Annotated in this window: 15 protein-coding genes; 3 read left to right on the forward strand and 12 right to left on the reverse strand. The window is 54.8% G+C overall.

What is annotated here, in order from left to right; all coding sequences use genetic code 11:
- Positions 1 to 88: 88 nt before the first annotated feature.
- The 3 genes from G4Y73_RS04585 to pilB all read right to left on the reverse strand — a co-directional run bounded on the left by G4Y73_RS04585 (position 89) and on the right by pilB (position 3,753).
- Entirely contained in the window at positions 89 to 1,309 is a 1,221-nt protein-coding gene (locus G4Y73_RS04585) for a type II secretion system F family protein (RefSeq protein ID WP_205596474.1), read from the reverse strand.
- Between the two features lie 135 nt (positions 1,310 to 1,444).
- The gene (locus tag G4Y73_RS04590; protein ID WP_164229921.1) at positions 1,445 to 1,984 is read right to left on the reverse strand and encodes an ankyrin repeat domain-containing protein; all 540 of its coding nucleotides are present in this window, start codon (positions 1,982 to 1,984) and stop codon (positions 1,445 to 1,447) included.
- 47 nt (positions 1,985 to 2,031) lie between these two features.
- A complete protein-coding gene (gene pilB / locus G4Y73_RS04595) occupies positions 2,032 to 3,753 on the reverse strand; it encodes a type IV-A pilus assembly ATPase PilB (RefSeq protein ID WP_164229924.1) in 1,722 nt (573 codons plus the stop codon).
- Between the two features lie 428 nt (positions 3,754 to 4,181).
- On the opposite strand from pilB, the gene G4Y73_RS14165 reads away from it, so the two are divergent.
- Entirely contained in the window at positions 4,182 to 4,604 is a 423-nt protein-coding gene (locus G4Y73_RS14165) for a pilin (protein WP_346426824.1), read from the forward strand.
- Here G4Y73_RS14165 and G4Y73_RS04605 read toward each other — a convergent pair.
- Entirely contained in the window at positions 4,601 to 6,565 is a 1,965-nt protein-coding gene (locus G4Y73_RS04605; protein ID WP_164229927.1) for a hypothetical protein, read from the reverse strand. The genes G4Y73_RS14165 and G4Y73_RS04605 overlap by 4 nt on opposite strands.
- Before the next feature lie 417 nt (positions 6,566 to 6,982).
- Entirely contained in the window at positions 6,983 to 8,134 is a 1,152-nt protein-coding gene (locus tag G4Y73_RS04610; protein WP_164229929.1) for a UDP-N-acetylglucosamine 2-epimerase, read from the reverse strand.
- A gap of 149 nt (positions 8,135 to 8,283) precedes the next feature.
- Here G4Y73_RS04610 and G4Y73_RS04615 point away from each other — a divergent pair, with 149 nt between their 5' ends.
- Positions 8,284 to 9,585, forward strand: a complete 1,302-nt coding sequence (locus G4Y73_RS04615) for a flippase (RefSeq protein WP_164229931.1) — start codon at positions 8,284 to 8,286, stop codon at positions 9,583 to 9,585.
- Positions 9,586 to 9,780: 195 nt separating this feature from the next.
- Positions 9,781 to 10,623, forward strand: coding sequence for a polysaccharide deacetylase family protein (locus tag G4Y73_RS04620; protein WP_346426825.1), 843 nt, complete (start codon positions 9,781 to 9,783; stop codon positions 10,621 to 10,623).
- On the opposite strand, the gene G4Y73_RS04625 is transcribed toward G4Y73_RS04620, so the two are convergent.
- The 7 genes from G4Y73_RS04625 to G4Y73_RS04660 all read right to left on the reverse strand — a co-directional run bounded on the left by G4Y73_RS04625 (position 10,614) and on the right by G4Y73_RS04660 (position 18,680).
- On the reverse strand, positions 10,614 to 11,561 hold the full coding sequence (locus G4Y73_RS04625; RefSeq protein WP_164229933.1) for a sulfotransferase: 948 nt from the start codon (positions 11,559 to 11,561) through the stop codon (positions 10,614 to 10,616). The genes G4Y73_RS04620 and G4Y73_RS04625 overlap by 10 nt on opposite strands.
- Before the next feature lie 14 nt (positions 11,562 to 11,575).
- A complete protein-coding gene (locus G4Y73_RS04630; RefSeq protein WP_164229935.1) occupies positions 11,576 to 12,592 on the reverse strand; it encodes a glycosyltransferase in 1,017 nt (338 codons plus the stop codon).
- 631 nt (positions 12,593 to 13,223) lie between these two features.
- Complete coding sequence (locus tag G4Y73_RS04640; protein ID WP_164229939.1) at positions 13,224 to 13,937, reverse strand: WbqC family protein; 714 nt, start codon at positions 13,935 to 13,937, stop codon at positions 13,224 to 13,226.
- Between the two features lies 1 nt (position 13,938).
- Entirely contained in the window at positions 13,939 to 15,243 is a 1,305-nt protein-coding gene (locus G4Y73_RS04645) for a polysaccharide pyruvyl transferase family protein (RefSeq protein ID WP_164229941.1), read from the reverse strand.
- A 75-nt stretch (positions 15,244 to 15,318) separates the two neighbouring features.
- The gene (locus tag G4Y73_RS04650; protein ID WP_164229943.1) at positions 15,319 to 16,443 is read right to left on the reverse strand and encodes a DegT/DnrJ/EryC1/StrS family aminotransferase; all 1,125 of its coding nucleotides are present in this window, start codon (positions 16,441 to 16,443) and stop codon (positions 15,319 to 15,321) included.
- Complete coding sequence (locus tag G4Y73_RS04655; protein ID WP_164229945.1) at positions 16,440 to 17,315, reverse strand: glycosyltransferase family 2 protein; 876 nt, start codon at positions 17,313 to 17,315, stop codon at positions 16,440 to 16,442. Before G4Y73_RS04655 ends, G4Y73_RS04650 begins: the two co-directional genes overlap by 4 nt.
- A 15-nt stretch (positions 17,316 to 17,330) precedes the next feature.
- Positions 17,331 to 18,680, reverse strand: coding sequence for a nucleotide sugar dehydrogenase (locus G4Y73_RS04660; RefSeq protein ID WP_164229947.1), 1,350 nt, complete (start codon positions 18,678 to 18,680; stop codon positions 17,331 to 17,333).
- Positions 18,681 to 18,832: the final 152 nt, after the last annotated feature.

Here is an 18,832-nt window from a genome sequence, read left to right on the forward strand (position 1 = left end):
CAGGCACCAGTAGAGAGAAGGCCCCGGATCAAGTCCGGGGCGACAAGGATTTAAATACTTCACACTTAACACTTCACATTAGCCAGCGTCACATCACCGCCGCCATCTGGAAGATCGGCAGGTACATGGCCACGACCATGGCCCCGACGACGCCACCGATGAATACGATGATCACCGGCTCGAGCAGGCTGGAGAGCGCATCGACCGTATTGTTCACCTCTTCCTCGTAGAAGCTGGCCACCTTGTCAAGCATGGCATCCAGGGAGCCGGCTTCCTCACCGATCGCCGTCATCTGGATCATCATTGGGGGGAACAGCCCGGTCTGCTGCATGGCAAGCTGCAGTGAATGGCCAGTTGCGACATCTTCACGAATTCGCAACGTAGCATCTTCATAGACGATATTACCCGTAGCCCCGGCAACCGTTTTGAGTGCATCGACCAGTGGTACGCCGGCCGCAAAGGTCGTCGAGAGCGTGCTGGCAAATCTTGAAAGGGCCGACTTTTCGAGAACGCTGCCCACGACGGGAAGTTTGAGCGATAAGCGGTCGATCAAATGACCAAACCTTTGACTGCGTTTCCTCAGCTGAATCATCGCGACTATTCCGACCACTAGTGCGACCAGCGCCATCCATCCCTGGGCCTGCATGAACTCGGACATACTGACCACCATTCGCGTGAAGGCCGGCAGATCCGCACCAAAGCTCTGGAAAATCTCCTCGAACTGCGGGATCACCATGATCAGCAGAAGCGCAGTCACGCCGATGGCAACGGCCATAACCGCCGCAGGATAGAACATCGCTTTTTTGATTTTGCCCTTGATCGATTCAATGCGTTCCTTATAGTTCGCCAGGCTATCCAGAACCTGGTCGAGCACACCGGCCGACTCGCCAGCCTCGACCAGGTTGATATAGAGTTCATCGAAATAGAGCGGGTGTTTGGCCAGCGATTCAGCCAGGGTACTGCCGGACTCCACCTCATTTTTGATGTCATTGATCAGCTTCTTCAATCGGGGATTCTCGGCCGCCTGACCGATAATGCCGAAAGACTGCACCAATGGAATGCCTGAATACAGCATGGTGGCGAGCTGCCGGGTGAAGATCGCGATATCTTTCGGTTTGATGCGGCTGCCCGTGGTGCCGAATAATGGCTTAGGCTTTTTCTTGATCCGCCCCGGGATGATGCCCTGCTTGCGCAATTCGGCCTTGACGATCATCTCGTTTCGGCCGAGCCGTTCGCCCTTCAAGCGCTTGCCGCGTCGATCCTTGCCTTCCCAGCGGAAGGTTTGTAATTGTTCCTGGGTGGTTGCCATCTGGCGCCGCTCCTGGTTTTTGATCGTTGCCCGGTGGGTCAGCCCCGGCCTGAAAAATCGCTTGTAATACGGTGATTCTGCGCAGATTCCGCCGGGAATTCAAGCGGTCGGCGTTACGCCTTGCCGCAGCGGGCTTCAGCCGCCTTTGAAAATACGGGTAACCTGGTCGAAACCGGCTCGTTCGGCCATATCGCGAGCTGTCACACCCGGCGGGTGCCGATTGCCGTCGATATCAGGCGCGCTTTCGAACAGAATCCGGGCGCTGCTACGGGCACCGCCGCTCATCAGGATGACGACCATGTCTGGCTGGTTAGCGCGCACCGCGGTATGCAAAGGGGTCTCACCAGTTTCGTCATCTGTCTGATTTGGATTGGCGCCGCTGCTCAACAGGGCACGCGCTGCGCTCCGTTGACCGTGCCAGGCGGCCAGGTGGAGCGGTGTTCGGCCGTTCGGGCCAATCACGTTGGGGTTTGCACCGTTCTCCAGTGCCGAATAGAGCTCGCCCAGATCACCACTCCGTGCTGCGGAAAGCAACTGTCGGTCCGGTCCGCTGATGCTGAAATAGCCGGACGCCAACCACGCGGCAATCCCGACCATCACCAGTCCGATCAGCATCGAGACGGCGGTCTTCTTGCGCTGCTGCTTCTTCTGCTCGTCGTATTCGTAGCCCCACATAACGAAATTCCCTCATTTCGTCCCCTTTCAGCCATCCATCCCGGCCCTCAGTCCTTGGTCACCCGGTTCATCTCGGCCAGGCCAATCTTGCCCAGTTTGACCTTGTTCAGGGCCGCCCGGCGCAGGTCGATAATGCCTTCCCTGTGTGATTGCTTTTCAAGATCCAGGGCCGAACCGCCTTCAAGAATGATCCGTTCCATGTCTTCGGTAATAGGCATCACCTGGAACACGCCGCTCCGTCCCTTGTAGCCGGCGGTGCACTGGTCGCAATCGCCGGGCTGGAACACCTTGATTCCTTCAGCGATTTCTTCCTCGGTAAAACCGATCTTGAGCAGCGCTTCGTCGGGCACTTCCTCAATCTTCTTGCAGGTATGCAGGTTACGAGCCAGGCGCTGGGCCAGCACCAGGTGCACGGTCGAGACAATGTTGTAGGAAGGTACACCCATATTGGCCAGGCGCGCGATCGAGGCGGGTGCGTCGTTGGTATGCAGGGTCGAGAGCACAAGGTGACCCGTCTGGGCCGCCTTGATGGCAATCTCGGCCGTTTCCAGGTCTCGAATTTCCCCGACCATGATGATGTCGGGATCCTGCCGCAGGAATGATCGTAGCGCCGCAGCAAAGGTCAGGCCCTGCTTGACGTTCTGCTGGACTTGGTTGATGCCCTTCATTCGAATTTCGACCGGATCCTCGACGGTGGAAATGTTGCGGCCCTCATCGTTGAGAATGCCTAGCGCGGTATACAGCGTGACGGTCTTGCCCGAGCCGGTGGGCCCCGTAACCAGCACCATGCCATAGGGCTTGGAAATGGCCGCCATGTAGTCTTCCTGCTGCTTTTTCTCGAAACCCAGCTTTTCCGGGCCCAGATAGGCGCCGGAGGAGTCGAGAATACGCAGCACGATCTTCTCACCCCACAGGGTCGGGCAGGTCGAGACACGAAAGTCGTAGGCCTGGCTCTTGGTGAGGTTTAGCTTGATACGTCCGTCCTGTGGCACGCGGCGCTCGGCGATGTCCAGACTGGCCATCACCTTCAGGCGGGCCGACAGGCGCGGCGCCATACGCTTGGGCGGTCGCACCTGCGTGACCAACACGCCGTCGACGCGGAAGCGAACCCGGTAGTTTTCTTCGTAGGGCTCGAAGTGGATGTCGGAAGCGCCCTTGCGAATGGCGTCGACCAGCACCTTGTTGACGAAGCGCACGACCGGTGCGTCGTCTGCGCCTGCCGTGCCTTCGGCAGCTTCTTCCTCCTGTTCGCCCTGGTCGAACTTCAGATTGTCGAGGTCGTCTTCGTCCTCGGTCAGTTCGGTAAAGGCCTGGGTGGAGCCTGCCAGTGCCCGGTCCATGGCCGGCTCGATGGCGCTGTAGGGCGCCAGGATGGCTTCCACGGACAGGCCGGTGGAAAAAGCGATCTCGTCGATGCCCGCCTTGTTGCCCGGGTCGGCGACGGCTACGAAGAGACGCTTGCCGCGTTTCATGATGGGCAGGATCAGGTGCTTGCGGACCAGTTCCTCGCTGACCGCGTCCATCGGCGCATGTTTGAGGTTGACGGCTGGAAGGTCCACCAGGGGCATGCCGAAGTCCTCGGCTGCCAGGTGGGCGAATCCCATTGCGTCCACGGCCTTTTCGCGGACGATGTGACTGGTAAAAGTGCGGCCTTTCTCCGTGGCCTGATCCGCCACTTCCAAAGCCTTCTCTTCAGTCAATAGTCCGGCTTCCACCAGTTTACGACCGAGGCTGGGCAGGCGCATGAGTGAGGCGGGTTGGGCGGGCATAGGCCGAAAATTCCTTGAGACCGGGTCAAATCCTAGCTGGCAGGGCCTGATTTTACAATGCTTTTTGACGGGATAACCCGGGTCTGGCGGCCTGGGTCAGAAGACGTTACCAATTGTTCACAGCGTCGAGTTTCTTGATGCGAGTCAGACTTTGACCGCATTCTCCGACAGAATCTATGACTCATTCTGTCAGATAGTGACAAAAATAGTCACATCTTTAGCTCGTGGTTCCGTTCAGTTCCCAACCCAAGGAGTGCTACGCTGATCCCCTAAATCACTGAGAATCGGACCGATTCGAGGTTAACTCGGGGTTGGAACACTTTATGCATGTAGACAGTGGAGCCAGTTGGCTTTAAAGTGCAGCAGGTCCAACCTGCAATTGATGGGTTGGCTTGTGTATTTGCAGGTAAAACTTCAGGAGTGATTCTATGAACACCATGCGCAAACAATCCGGTTTCACGCTCATCGAACTGATGATCGTGATTGCTATCATCGCGATCCTCATGGCGATTGCCGTGCCCGCGTACCAGGACTACTCGATTCGCACCAAGGTTTCTGAGGCCGTCAGCGTGACTGGGGGCGCCAAGCTGGCCGTTGCTGAAACCTACCAGTCACTTGGTCGTTTTGCGACTGCCCAGGCTTCGTATGGCTGGGACTTCGCTGCCTCTGACTATGTTGCAAGCTCTACGATTGCGCCCTCTACTGGCGTAATTACCGTGACGACGCAGAACACCGGTGCTAGCACTGATCCAGTGCTCACTTTTACGCCTGAAACGGGCGCGGGTCGAATTGATTGGGATTGTGCTGCCACTGCTGGTGAAGACAAGCATATCCCCGCTGAATGCCGCTAAAAGCTACTCAATAGCGGACTATCAACACTTAGAGCCCCTGCACTCGCAGGGGCTTTTTTCATCTGGCCCTCAAAGAAGTCTGCAAGGTCTAGCCACAGCTTTCGTGTAACGGGATTTCTTGGAGGCTCTGAGCGCATCATTTCGACAAGTTGGTGGATTCCCTGCCTATTCCCGTTTGCCGAATGAATGTTGAAGATTGTCCTAGCTGCAGACGGATCGTGTCGGATCTCAATGGCCCGCATAAGGTGGTCCACTGCCGAACCGCTGATACCAGTAGCAATATCCAGTCGAGCCGTTAGTTTATGAAGCGCATGCCGTGCTGACCTGGACGCTGCGTAACCATCATTCTCAAATGGGGCTACCGTAATTCGTCTCAAATCTTCAAGTTCAAGCAGATCGCAGTCCCCACTTAGGTGGGTATCAGCCAGTTTTTCAATTGCGTCGGTATAGGCGTGGGTGAATTCGCCCGACTGGATTCGTGAAACCAAATTACCAATGTCTATATCAAGTACAGGTCTCTGCCTGAAAATACAATGAAGCGCTAATCGTTGCACTTCATAGAGATAGCCTTGATCCGGATCACTTGACTTCCTCTTCAGAAGCTTTAATGCAGCCGGGTAGTCATTTTCATCAACATACTGTTCCAGAAGAAATCCTGTCGCACGTGGAGACTCAGGTTGTTGTCCATACCATATCTCTGCCGCCAGTCTCGGCTTTCCCCAGATAGATGAAGTATTGAATAAAACGAATGCCAGAATAAGAAAATATCCAGAAAATCCGAAAATTGCAGCCTTTTGAAATCTCAACCAGGATGCGTGGATCGCCCATCCCAACAAAATCGCCAAACCGATTAGCGGCACGTAACTCCTATGCGAGAAATAAAGTTCAAGGGGAATCGTGCTTGACTCTATGGATTGCGCTATTAGATACCAGAACACGCCAAAGGCGAGGAATGGAACTGCCTTTCTCAGCCAAATGGCGAGGACACTGACCAAAATCCAAGCACTCAGGCTAATTGCCACCTTGGGCTCAAAAAGAGATTTGCTCGCGGAAACGGAATCATAAAACGCGTGTATGTTGAGGGCTGAGGGTAAAAAAGCTTGCCGAATGTAGTCCCATAGCACCCAAGATTGCGTGAGCAATCTTTCACTGCCGCTGAACCCCCGAAAGTCGATAGCCGGCTGAGTGTAGGGAAGCCTGAACGCCAGATATGAAAATATGAGTACTGTCGGGAGCGCTAGGAATAGCGCGATCCATGTTCTCCATAAGAGCCTTTGGTTATCAAATGGACGCTTGAGCAAGGTCAGTTCCATAACCAGCGTAAGCGCAGGTAGAACAGCCGCGTTCTCCTTAGTGAATACGCCGAGTAGGCCAGCAAAAAAGAGCCAGGTAGTCATCAGCGTCAAGCGGAATATGGGGGAAACGCTCGAAGCGCTTCTGGAGTACAGATAACCAGTAATGCCGAGTAACACGAATGTGGTGCTTAACAGGGTCATTCGTTGAATAACTAGAAGTACCGTGGCGGCATGTATTGGAAGTATGGTCCAAAGAATTGCTGCCACAAGCGCAACCCACTGGCTTTGCGAGCTGTCAACATCTGCCGCCTGCAACAATTTCCTGGTAAAGAAAAATACAAGGATGCCGTTTATCAGATGGATCAGAATATTCGTTCGAAGGAATGTATGAGTGTCATCTGGATATGAGTCGGACTCCAGCAAAAAGCTCGCCAGCGCGACTGGGCGACCAAGTGGCCCTGACTCATTGGTTGATGCGAAAAGGAGTGCCGACGTAAAATCCTTGACATCTTCCAAGCCTTCCAGATTGGGTCTGTCGTCGAAGTGAAATGTGCCTCCAAGGCCGGGTAAGTACAATGCTCCTGTTAAGAGAATTCCGAAAATGGCGAAGCATAAAACACCCCAACTCAGCGAGTCGTAAGTGGATAAGGAATTTGAATTAGACATTCTTGATTATTGCGTTGGGCGGTTGTAGTGGAAATTGGGGGTTATGGTCCGCTCACCTGCTTATTAGGTAAAGTTTTCCTGTTTGCGAAATTATGAACGGAGTACGGTCGGAATGTCCAGTTCGCTAGGAAGTACACCCACATTTAGGATCCACATTCAGGTGGAGGTGTTAACAACAGGACCACCACAAGCCGCCGTCTGATCGGGCCATCGAGTCGACGGGATCCGCCCTGAGGTGGCCTCATGCTGAGGTTCAGAGGTGTCTCTAAAGCAGACGAAGTCCACTTTGTCCGCGGCTCTGTATTTGAAATCGGAGAAGACGGCCTGAGCGCTCGAAAGCAAATGTTTTACCGCTGGAATCGAAATGAATGGGAGAGTGATTTTACCCAACGCTATTCAAGGTAGTCGTTATAATGTTTAGCCCTCTCCTCGCTGGGCACCCTGAAGTTTAGACTCAGGGAGTCTTGTCAGCAAATCATCTACGATGATGTCGACCGGGTATTGGGGCGGCAGCTTTATGGTTTGTCGTGACGGATCGGTGTCGACGGTTTCGACTGCCCGTGTAATGCATTCGGGGTCAAAACGGCTGAGTACTACGTTAGAATCCAACCCTTCTTGCCTTTCAGTGGCCATTCGCATCAGCAGCGTCGGGATGCCGAGATAGGATAGTTCCTCCTGATTGCTTCCACCGTCGGTGATCACCAGTCGCGAGTGTGCTATTAGCTGCATAAATGGGACATAGGTCATGCGCGAATGTAATTCGATGTTCGGATTTCGCTGCAGATCCTCTAGGCTGTTCAACTCGCTGAGACGCTTTTTGGTTGTGGGGTGCAGGACGAAGACTACGTTCAATCGTTGTGCCAGCCTATCAACAGTATCCAGAATGACCCTCATGCGTTCTCGGGAGTAGAGGTTTTCAAACCTGTGAACGGAAACTACGGCGTATGGGATGTCACTATCGCTGCGAGCGGTATGCGGTCTATCCAGCGCGATGCGTAGCGCGTCAAGGATTGTGTTCGCCTGGGTGTCTACGATAACAACCCGCCGGCGGTTAATATTTCTGCATGCCCAGGTACCCGGGCAATAAGCGATGTCGGCAACGCCCAGGACGAGAAGACGCGTGATTTCTTCGGGGAACGGATGGCGCCAGTTGAAGGAACGCAGGCCACTCTCGACATGGGCAACTGTGGTGCCGGTGATACGGCCGACGAATGCGGCAAGTAGTGTCGTGAAGGTATCGCCGTGTGCCAACACCACGGTATGTTTCCTGGGGCTGGGCGCCCAGCTCGCTCGCCGTCGCCATAGGCGCCAGGCCGTACGGACCAGCCAAAATGTAGCCTGGGCTATGCCCTTAATCTCCCGCCCTTCATACAGGGCCTCCCGGGGCGTAGTGATGCCGAATTCGTCGAGCAACTCGTCGATGGTCTCCTGATGTTGCCCGGTCATCAGTAGTCGATAGGGAATGTGACGGTGTTCAAACGAGGCAAGAAGGGGAGCCATCTTGATTACCTGGGCCCGCGTTCCGAGGATGGCGACGATGCGCGGCTTCTGGCATGGACTGACTGACATCGATCCCTGCTTCCTGACCTATTGAGAAGAGCTTATGCCCGGCCGATAGCGTACCATGGCGAATGTACCTAGGCCGCCACAGACCGGGGCAGTGATATGGAGGAAATGCCAACTTGCCGGGCAATAAGGAGCGTGGAGGGACACCGAGCATGAGGCAGTGGCAAGGTGAAAGTCTGGCTGCGCAGTTGCTTCGGGGCGGCGCCGGAAGTCTGCTGGCTCGGGTGTCCGAAGTCTTGCTGGGACTCGTGGTGGTCGTATTGCTCGCACGTCTGCTGGGTCCGGCGGGTTACGGTGTATATGCATTCGTCTTTGCCCTGATTGCAGTTGTTTCTGTACCTGTTCGGCTAGGGCTTCCTTCATTGGTTGTGCGAGAAACGGTTCGCGGTCAACGCAACGGTGATTGGGGGGCTGTACGAGGGGTCTGGTGCTGGGCAAATGGTGTGGTCTTGGCGCTTTCGCTGTTTGTCGCCTTAGTCGGACTATTGGGTGTGTGGGCAGGCTGGGCAAAGGGCGAAACCCTCAGGGAAGCACTGCCATGGGGGTTTGCGCTGATACCCGTGATGGCGTTGGGGGCCATTAGGTCGGCCAGCTTGCGCGGGTTACGCCATACATTGGCTGGCGTGATTCCGGAACAGGTTCTGCGACCTACGCTTATGGTGGTGTTGCTTGCAGCGGTGATGATTTTATCGGATGAGGGGCTTTCTCCAGACGGCGCAATGGCGCTCATGTTCATTGTATCGTTGATGGCATTTCTGGTAGGCGCTTTGTTGCTGCGGCGCTACCGTCCGTGGCCAATACAGCTGGCCAAGCCTGTTTATCACCATGGGGCCTGGTTGAGATCGTCCTGGCCCATGGCTTTCACCGAGGGGGCCGAGCAGTTCATGCGTCATGCCGATGTGCTCATGTTGGGGTTGATGGCGGCCACGGTGGATGTCGGGGTCTATCGATTGGCGGCGCAAGGGGCGTTGATTGTTTCGCTTGCGCTGCTTGCATTAAATACGGCAGCGGCACCGTTCGTAGCTAAGCTTTATGCACAAGGCGACTATGTAAAGTTACAGAGGCTCGTGACCCGACTGGCCCAGGCAGCGCTGGTCTTCGCTTTGCTAATCTGCCTAGGATTTATTTTATCTGGTGACTGGCTTCTTAGTACGTTTTTTGGCGAGGGCTATGCGTCCGCCTTGTGGCCATTACTCATTCTTGGGGTGGGCCAAGTTGCGAATGCTGGATTTGGTGCCACCGGCATGGTTTTGAATATGACTGGTCATGAGCGTGAAGTTAGCCGGGCTGTAGCTGTAGCCGCCGTTGTCAACATTGTGCTCAATCTGTTGCTGATTCCACCGTTAGGTGTGATCGGCGCAGCGATTGCTACCAGTATGAGTTTGGTGTTCTGGAATGTCTGGCTGTGGCTCGTGGCGCGCTGGCGGCTAAAGATTCGTTGTTCGGCTTTCTGACATGTTTCGGCATTGGGGTAAAACGGGCTCAGGGTGTTTGGCTCTCTGGCAGCGTAGCGTTAATGAACTCGCCACCAGGCCCCAATGTTCGTAAAGGGTGCTTATCCTGAAGTTCGCCTGTAGTATGTTGCACATCGAGTGGATTTGGTAACTGCAGGTTGAGTTTTGAATTCCCAAGCGATATTTCGTTTTGATGTGGATACTGAGCTTTGCCTTCGCGAAGGGGTGGAGCCGTTGTGTGAGATCGCGGAACGGCATGGCGTATCGCTGACTTTTTTCGTCAATCCTGGACGGGCGATCGATCGCGCACTCCTGCTGCGAGAGACACTAGCCAGGATGGCAGTACGCGGAAAGAGCCAGCGTGCACCGGCATTTGGTTCGGTGAAGAAGCTGGGGCTTGGCGAAACCTTGTATCTGCTGGCGAGAAACCCGCGCACTCTTCCGGTACAGGCGGCAATGGTGCGCCGAATAATCGACGGTGGCCACGAGGTGGGCCTGCACGGAGGGCACAACCACGCCACCTGGCAGCGTCATGCTTGCCAATGGAGCCGGCATCGGGTTGCCGCGGAGGTGGCCTGGGGCAAGGCTTGCCTGGAGGAGGCGGCTGGTTGGGCCGTCACTTCGTTTGCCTCACCGGGGTGGACGTCCCCCCCCTGTTTGGCGGATACTCTCGCCTCTCAGGGGTTTGTCGTGATCGCGGATACCCGGGACGAGCGTGGGGTGCCCGAGAAGCTAAGGACACCTTCCGGTGACATTGCTTCCGTGCCCAACACCCTTGCCGGAGAGCCCGGTGGGGCAGGGTATCTGGAGAGCCATAAGGCGGCGGGTCTAACGGACGAAGCCGCGCTGGAAGAACTCGACAAAACGCTCGTCGATCGACGGCCCTACCTGTGCTTGTATGACCACCCCTTTTACTCGGGGCGTCACGCTGCCGGGCTCTTCGAGCGGATCGTTGAGCTGGTCCTCGAACGGGGCTACGAAGTGGTCACCTGTGCGGAAGCCGGACATCGCCTCCTCGCGAATGGCCGTCAGTCATAGCCCAGTCGCCGGGCCGTGCTCCGGATGGAGGGTAGGGCCTCATCGACAGTGATCGCGAGCTTTTCGGGCGGCTGATGCTTGCCTTCGGCATTAACGATTGGGACCGCCCTTGCAAAGGCTTCCAGATACTCTGACCACGGAAGTTCCAAGAACGTTGCGATCTGTTCGATGGTCTCTCGTGGCCGCGCGTTGAGATCTTCGAGGCGAATGCGCAGGAAGCGCTTGTCCGGCGTGCGGGACTCCAGCCCAAGAATGCCTTCCTGCATCGCGCGCCACTGAAACGCCACCACCTCGGCCAAGGGGCGATCGCGCATGTACTGCCAGCCCGGTGGCAGCGGAAAGTTCCAGTGAGTGAATGGGTAGTCGGGAATGGATAGTTGCTGCGGGAGCTTCCAAGTAAAGAATCGGTCGGGGTTGAGCCACCCGCTCACCATGGAGCGCATCGTATCGGCGGGATCCCGCACGATATGGATATACCGGGCATCCGGGAAGACTATCTCCAGCAGTTCCGGCCACAGGCTGCTGTGCACGCACTTATCCACCAGCCGGGATTCTAGTGTGGAGCGCCAGCGCAATCCCCGGGCCATGACCAGGGCGCGATAACCGGGACGTAGCACCCAACGGGAGAGAATCGGGTTCTGCTGTTTCGTGACGATATCGTGGGCGTCCGCCCGTCTCCAGGTATCGGCGGGCAGAGCGAGCCTGGCCAGCTGACGGTGCAGCCTGTCGATGTCCCCGGAATTGATATCTCCTGGCGCCCTCTCGCCGGTCCAGCCATGTTTGGATGGCTCTGTCAGTGGCTCCCATACGGGTCTCGATTCACTGGCCGTCGAGACAAAGCCCGGTTGTCCACGCAGGATGCGATGTAATAGGGATGTGCCGGATCGTGGCGCGCCAAGAATCATCACGGGGGCATGAAAACGCAGTTGATTAGCCACTTAATTCTGGATCCTTAGTCCTTAAAATATCGGTGAACCTGAAAGGTGCGACGACCGACCTCAAAAGCCATCCGGCTTCGTCTCATCGCGCTCAAGGCAGCCTGTAGGCCACTATGTCCCTCTAGGCGAACATTGCGACTCGTGCGGATGAAACGATCACGATCCCCGGTGCTTAGAAACTGTAGGGCATAGTTGAGCCGGACGTAGGAAAGGCGTTGGTCCAGAGCGCGCTCCGGGATACCCTTCATGCCTCGCAGCTTCTCAACGAAGTACAGCATTCGCTTTAGCCGCTCCTCGAGCGCTTCACCGCGCGAGTTCCGGAACGAATTAGTGTAAGAACCGGGTACGTCTCTACGATAAACCGACATCGCATCCGGCAAATATAAAACACCTTTGCGCCCCAGGATGGCTTCGATGAAGAAATCGCCAACAGGAAGTCCAGGGTCATTGAAGAACCAGTCTGGCAGGCTCTGAGCGGCATTTGCCCGCATCAGCATGGAAGCGGTCGGTGCAAATTGGTTGTGGCGCGCAATGATTGTTTCTGGTTGAACTATACGTTCCTTGGGACCGTAGTAAAAATGCCTCTTCTGCTTTCCGCTGCGTACGGATAGGCGCAGGGCCGAGTGGACGCACAGATCCACCTCCGGGTATCGACGCAGAGCATCGACCTGTCTCTGCAGTTTATAGGGGCAGCACCAGTAGTCATCGCCCTCGCATAGGGCGATAAACTCCCCATTTGCATGAGGAAACGTGAAGCGTGATGGGCGCATGTCTCGTTTAAATTGATTAGTCTCTTGGAGGATGGGGTGTATTTGCCCTGAGTGTTTAATGGCTAAGTCGCGAACGGCGGCTGCCGTACCATCCGTCGACGCATCGTCATGCACGATGACTTCTACAGGAAAATCCGTCTTCTGAATCAGCATGCTTTCCAGCGCCTGACCAATAAACGGCTCATGATTGTAGGTGTGGCAGAGTATTGAGACGGTGGGTGTCCGTCCTTTCATAGCTGCCCCAATAGTATTCTTAGCCATCTTGGAAGACTCTCCAATGTGCTGTACCTTGTATGTACAAACATCATTACCTACATTCCTACCAAAAAAATTGGATTAGTCATTTTGAGCTGGTCGCGATAGGGTCGAGGATTCAAATCAGGCAGGGCGTAAGTACACCACTGACAGTCTGACCTCGAAAACCTGACTGGAAACTACCTGTGGATGACTAATGCCGCTTAACGGGCGCGCAATTTTAGCTTCATTGAGTTGTATTTTATCCTTTTAAATCCGAAGCTTTGATAAAAGCTGATTGCCTTTGCGTTACAGGGGGCCACCTCGAGGCAAATTGATTGCATTCCGTCGAGCTTGCATTCCAGGATCACCGCATCCAGTAGATCTGAGGCAAGTGACGTTCCCCGGTACTGCTCTGTCACAGCAATTGAAGAAATAAATGCAAATCTTTCCTGTATGTCATTCGAATAAAAAGCAGCGTGGCCAACATCTGCATTCCCGGTGGACGCGAATAAATTTTTTGCGTAACGTGAAAGTTTCCTTGAGTATTCGTCCAAATTAACTCGTGAACTCAAAGGAGGCGTGAAGTCATGATCCAAAGCACTAAGGAAACGTAGTATGCGTTCGGCAGACTGATCCTGAACTATCACCAAGCCTTTCATAACAATCGAAAAGCGGGGAGGAGAGCCTTGGTGCCATTGATGCCATTGAACATAATTGTATCAATTATGGAGAGATTGCGAACATAGGCCGAGTTCAACTGTTTATAGCTGACTTCGCCCACTTCATGAAATATTAGCGCTATTCCATCTGCCTCAAACGCTTCCCGATTGTATAATTCTTTCCCTCCGATCGGATTGAGGTATTCATCTGCCCCGACTTTTCTACATATTTCTATAACGCGGCTTTGCCCTTTGAGGTGCTTTGTACTACCGATGTTCGACGACGTTACTATGTTTGACGTTATATCAAGCACAGATTTAATAACGTGTATAGAGTGAAGTAAGAAAGTGAAGAGGTTTTGTGATTCGCATTGAATGCAGCGGTTGAATACTGTCATTCCCTCATTGAAAAAAGGGGCCGTTGCATAAGCTCCTTTAATCTTATTGTAGAGCTTTTGCTTATCTCGTGGCCAATTGGTAGAGATTTCTCTATCACGTACATCTAGGTAGTCTGAGTCTTTTTTTAAAGGCAGAGTAAAAAAGCGGTCTTTGCCATTATTCAGATATCTGTTTCTATGTATCCATCCCTTCTTTGTAAACTGGATGTCATCATAAACTACAAATGTGTCAACATAGTTCATGATTTGCCAGTATCCCAAATAGGGGAGAAAGTATGGCTGCATGATTGCTACTCGGCAATTATGCTGCATTTCAGAGTCTCTTTAGTAGTTCGAAGTTCAGTTCCGCCTGTTTTTTGACCGCTGGTATATGAAATTCTAAGAACTCCCTGTATTCGATGACATTTCTCCAGCAATCTTGGATCTTTGTCTTGATGTCATTAGGTGATGAGGGGTCTGCCAAATAGTCCTCAACGCCTGCTACCATCGCAAACCCTCTTAGCTTGTGAGCTTTGGGTTCGTGTCCATAGTCAATGATAACCGTTGGAACGTGCTGCGAAATGGCTGCTACAGCTGCATGTACCCGTCCGCTTACAAGCATATCCATCGATCCTATAATTGCCTTTGTGTCCCAGGCACTATAGATGCCGTCTAACGTAATCACGTTCTTCGCTATTCCTCTCCGTCTTAGAATCTTTTGGAGGGTTTTGATAATCGGATAGTCTCGACCATGTTTGAGTTCAAAAGTGGACGGAGGCGGATCAAATCCATTTGAGTGAGAAAATAGGCAAACTTTAGCACCTAGAACTGCGTCCAAGTGCTCGATTGATTCGACGAAGGTTTGGTAGTCCTCATCTTGGCGTGGCCACTTGTCGAAGGGGCCTTCTTCAAAATTCCAGCCACAGATTGTAAAACCAACTATTGGCGCCTGGTTATCATCATTGGTATTCTGGAGACCTTTGACAATTTTTTCCACTTTATCCTTTTTTGCCGGATTGAAGATAAAGGCGGGGCATGCGGTCGTCCGAGTTCTAGAGCAATCAAAGCCTTCGTCGTGTAGCAGTTTTGTACTAAGGGGCTCGCGGTTTGTTACTAGGTCAAATGATGCGTAAACGCGTTTTGCAAGATTCTTTAGCTTCTCGTCTCCAAACGGGCCTGGTGATCCAGCTAACATGGCTGTCTTCTTATTCATCAATTGAGCTGTTTGGTCTTTTAAGAGACCAACTTCAAACCTGTCTGGGCTAATCAGATTGGCGTTATCGCCCCATATGTCACCGCTGAAGTCAATGACCATGTCAGCCCAGTGTAGGGCCTCTAGATAGGGGGTTGTGTCTTCAATGTGGCCTGTTTGGTGATATTTGTTGGCAATGGAGGCTTCCCTTCTCGCTATCTGGAGGTCCGTTTCAGTCCAGCCGAAGTAAAGCTCCATTGGTAATACCGTGATTTGTTCCGCTATGCAAAAACGTTTCGACATTTGAAGAGTCGTTTTCACGCTTGCAGTGGGGAAGGTTCGTTTTAGTTCTCGAAAAAAGGGTTCAATAATATAGTAGTTTCCTATGTTACCAAACTCCATTCGACCCCAGTGCAAGCTACATTGGCCTGTGACTAGAATATTCATTGCAATGTGCCTTAGAGTTTGAGTTAGAAGATGCTTGCAGTTAATGGCATTTTCTCGATCAACGTCCGCGCAAATTCAACCTGACGCCAATGAAGCAATTCTTGTGGTGATTCTCTTAATATCTAATTCTGCGAGTTTTGGGTATATCGGTAGGCAGATTGATTGTTCCGACGCGTTGTGCGCAATGCGCCACTCGTTCCGGTCAATGCCTGGAACGTGTCGGTACATGGGGAATTCTGGAATCAAGGGGTAGAAATACCGTCTTCCGTGGATGCCATCGTCGCGTAGGCGGAAGTACAGTTGATCTCGGGTTAGCGGATAGTCGTTCTGGACGAAGATCGGAAAGTACGCGTGGTTATGCCGTTTGGCTGTCGATGGAGCGTGGCAATGGATGCCGTGAATGTCGGCCAGCTGTTTCCTGTAAAGGGAGTCGATGCGGGATCGATCCGCAATGGCCTGGTCAATATGATTGAGCTGTGCGAGCCCCACGGCCGCCTGGAATTCATTCATCTTGGCGTTGATTCCGGCGGCGACGACAGTGGTCTCGTTGGCGAATCCGAAGTTCTTGAGGTAGTCAATGCGTTGCTTGGTCCTGGCGTCAGGGCTAACGATGGCACCCCCTTCGAATGTATTAAAAACCTTGGTAGCGTGAAAACTCAGGATGGAAAGGTCGCCGTGGCGCAGAATGCTGCCACCCTCGTCTTCGACGCCAAAACAGTGGGCGGCGTCGTAGATCAGGCGTAGGCCGTATAGGTTGGCGATGTCCTGGAGACCGTCGACATCCGCCGGGTGTCCGTAAACATGCACAGGCAGGATGGCGCTGGTCTTGGGCGTGATGACCGCCTCTACCTGAGCCGGGTCGAGATTGAGCGTAACCGGATCGACATCGACGAACACGGGCGTCAGGTCGTTCCATAGCAACGCGTTGGCCGTTGCGACGAAACTGTACGGGGTCGTGATCACTTCGCCACTGAGCCGCAAGGCCTGCATCGCCGTTACCAGTGCCAGCGTTCCATTGGCGAATAGCGAGATATGCTCGACTCCAAGGTATTCGCACAGGGCGGCCTCGAGCTGTTCGTGGAACGGGCCCTTGTTAGTTAGCCTGTGCGTGCGCCAGATTTCCTCGAGATAGGGCATCACCTCCTCGAGCGGCGGGAGCTGTGGGCGGGTGACAAACAATGGCTCTTCTTTCTTCTTCATTTTTTGTCTGCACTTGCGTAGTTCAGTGCGGTTATCTGTTCCGATACCAGCCCGATCAGGAAGACGATTACCGCGGCACTGAAAAGCAGTAAGCTCATGTTGGTAAAACGTGCTTGTGTAAAAAAGGTGTATCCGTAATAGGCAAGGCCTGTACAGAAGAAAACAAGACTGGCAGGTAAAAAGAGTTTCAGTGGTGCATACAACGTCGCAATTTTGAAGATGATCACCAAAAACCTGAGCCCATCGCGAATCGGCCGAATATGGCTCTTGCCTTCCCTCTTTCGTGCGTCGATTGCGACGAAATCTACCGAATAGCCCGACCTCATGAACGCCATCGTAATCGTGGTGGGATACGAAAACCCATTCGGCAACAGGTATAGAAACTTCTTGAAGAGTTGGGCGCGGGCAACGCGGAAACCGGATGTCAGATCGGGAATAGTGTGCCCGGTGACGATCGACGCGACGATGTTGTAGGCGCCGTTGGCGGCCAGGCGGGCCGAGTTGGCGTGTGATTTGGCGCCAGCACGGGCGCCGACGACCATGTCATACCCGGCTTGCATGCGTTCGAGCAGGCGGGGGATGTCGGCCGGGTCGTGTTGGCCGTCGCCGTCGAGGAAAACCAGGATGTCGCCTTCCGCGCTGCGCGCGCCGCGTTTTATGGCCGCGCCGTTGCCCAGGGCGTGCGGGTGCTGGACGACTTTGGCGCCGGCTTCCCTGGCCAATTCGGCGGTACGGTCGGTCGAGCCGTCGTCGACAACGATGACCTCGGCCTCGGGCAGGTGCTGGCGCACGCCTTCGACCACCTGGCCGATGGCGCCCTCTTCGTCTTTGGCCGGGATGATGACCGAAATCATTTCGGGGTTATTGTTCATGGTCACTCGTGGTTCCTAGAGCCTCGCGTCGGTCGTTTCGGTCGGGAAGGCGCCCTTCACATCGTAGACGACGTGGCGCGGCCGGGCCAGTTGTCGGATGGCTTCGATGCCCTGGTTCTTGAAGCAGTCGTGGGCGACGGCGATGACGATGCCGTCGTAGTGGGCATCTTGCGGGTTTTCGACCAGCGCGACGCCGTGTTCGTGGCGGGCGTATTCGGCTTCCACCCAGGGATCGTGCAGGTCGACTTCGATGCCGTAGCTTTCGAGCTCGTCGGCAATGTCGACCACGCGGGTATTGCGGATGTCGGCGCAGTTTTCCTTGAAGGCCAGGCCCATGATCAGCACGCGGGCGTCGCGGGTATCGATGTCCTTGCGGATCATCTGCTTGACCAGCTCGCGCGCCACGTGGCGGCCCATGCCGTCGTTGATGCGGCGGCCGGCCAGGATGACCTCCGGGTGGTAGCCGACGGCTTCGGCGCGGTGGGTCAGGTAGTAGGGGTCAACGCCGATGCAGTGGCCGCCGACCAGGCCGGGTCGAAAGGGCAGGAAGTTCCACTTGGTGCCGGCGGCTTCGAGCACTTCGGTGGTGTCCAGCCCCAGGCGGTTGAAGATCAGGGCCAGTTCGTTGACCAGCGCGATGTTGAGGTCGCGCTGGGTATTTTCGATGACCTTGGCGGCCTCCGCCACGGCAATCGAGCTGACTCGGTGGGTGCCGGCTTCGACGATGTTGTTGTAGAGGGCGTCGATGAAATCGGCGGCTTCCGGGGTGGCGCCGGCGGTGATCTTGACCACGTTCTTGAGGCTGTGGGCGGTGTCGCCGGGGTTGATGCGTTCGGGGCTGTAACCGGCGAAGAAGAGTTGGCTGGTTTGCTGGTTGGCTGGTTGGCTGGTTTGGGGCGGCTCGCCTGCGGCTTTGCCGGTTGCGCATTCGAGGCCGCTTTGGTTCTCCAGGATCGGGATGCAGATTTCTTCGGTGCAGCCGGGGTAGACGGTGGCTTCGAAGATGACGGTGTCGCCGGGTTTGAGCACGGCGCCGATGGTGGTGCAGGCGGCTTGCAGGTGGCTCAGGTCGGGTTGTTTGTATTGGTCCACCGGTGTCGGCACCGCGACGATGTAGACCTGGCAGTCGGCCATTTCCTCCGGTTTGCGGGCAAAGCTCAGTTGCCCGGCGCTGGCCAGGTCTTCGGTCGAGACTTCACGGGTCGGGTCGTGGCCGGCTGAAAGTTGCTCGATGCGGGTCTCGTCGACGTCGTAGCCGATGGTTGGCTGGCGCTTTCCGAAGGCCACGGCCAGCGGCAGGCCCACGTAGCCCAGGCCGATGACTGCGATATGTGCCGCATTCGGATCGGGCAGGGGGCTTGGCATTCGGCATCCTGGTGGCTCGCGAAACAGTCAAAAGTATGACAGAAATGCCGCGGGCGCTACAGGCTGCCCAATTGAGTTCGCCCGAACTTCGCGGGGGGCGCACGACGGGCATGTCCAGGGGCCGGGCAGGTTAGGGAAAGTTCCAAGACTCC

This window comes from Wenzhouxiangella sp. XN201 (genome assembly GCF_011008905.1).
Taxonomy (GTDB): domain Bacteria; phylum Pseudomonadota; class Gammaproteobacteria; order Xanthomonadales; family Wenzhouxiangellaceae; genus Wenzhouxiangella.

Coding starts and splice junctions, on each gene's coding strand:
- G4Y73_RS04605 (WP_164229927.1), bottom strand. CDS start 6,565: ATGTCTAATTCAAATTCCTTATCCACTTACGACTCGCTGAGTTGGGGT.
- G4Y73_RS04645 (WP_164229941.1), bottom strand. CDS start 15,243: ATGAATATTCTAGTCACAGGCCAATGTAGCTTGCACTGGGGTCGAATG.
- G4Y73_RS04585 (WP_205596474.1), bottom strand. CDS start 1,309: ATGGCAACCACCCAGGAACAATTACAAACCTTCCGCTGGGAAGGCAAG.
- pilB (WP_164229924.1), bottom strand. CDS start 3,753: ATGCCCGCCCAACCCGCCTCACTCATGCGCCTGCCCAGCCTCGGTCGT.
- G4Y73_RS04590 (WP_164229921.1), bottom strand. CDS start 1,984: ATGTGGGGCTACGAATACGACGAGCAGAAGAAGCAGCAGCGCAAGAAG.
- G4Y73_RS04655 (WP_164229945.1), bottom strand. CDS start 17,315: ATGAACAATAACCCCGAAATGATTTCGGTCATCATCCCGGCCAAAGAC.
- G4Y73_RS04660 (WP_164229947.1), bottom strand. CDS start 18,680: ATGCCAAGCCCCCTGCCCGATCCGAATGCGGCACATATCGCAGTCATC.
- G4Y73_RS04640 (WP_164229939.1), bottom strand. CDS start 13,937: ATGCAGCATAATTGCCGAGTAGCAATCATGCAGCCATACTTTCTCCCC.
- G4Y73_RS04615 (WP_164229931.1), top strand. CDS start 8,284: ATGAGGCAGTGGCAAGGTGAAAGTCTGGCTGCGCAGTTGCTTCGGGGC.
- G4Y73_RS04610 (WP_164229929.1), bottom strand. CDS start 8,134: ATGTCAGTCAGTCCATGCCAGAAGCCGCGCATCGTCGCCATCCTCGGA.
- G4Y73_RS04630 (WP_164229935.1), bottom strand. CDS start 12,592: ATGGCTAAGAATACTATTGGGGCAGCTATGAAAGGACGGACACCCACC.
- G4Y73_RS04650 (WP_164229943.1), bottom strand. CDS start 16,443: ATGAAGAAGAAAGAAGAGCCATTGTTTGTCACCCGCCCACAGCTCCCG.
- G4Y73_RS14165 (WP_346426824.1), top strand. CDS start 4,182: ATGAACACCATGCGCAAACAATCCGGTTTCACGCTCATCGAACTGATG.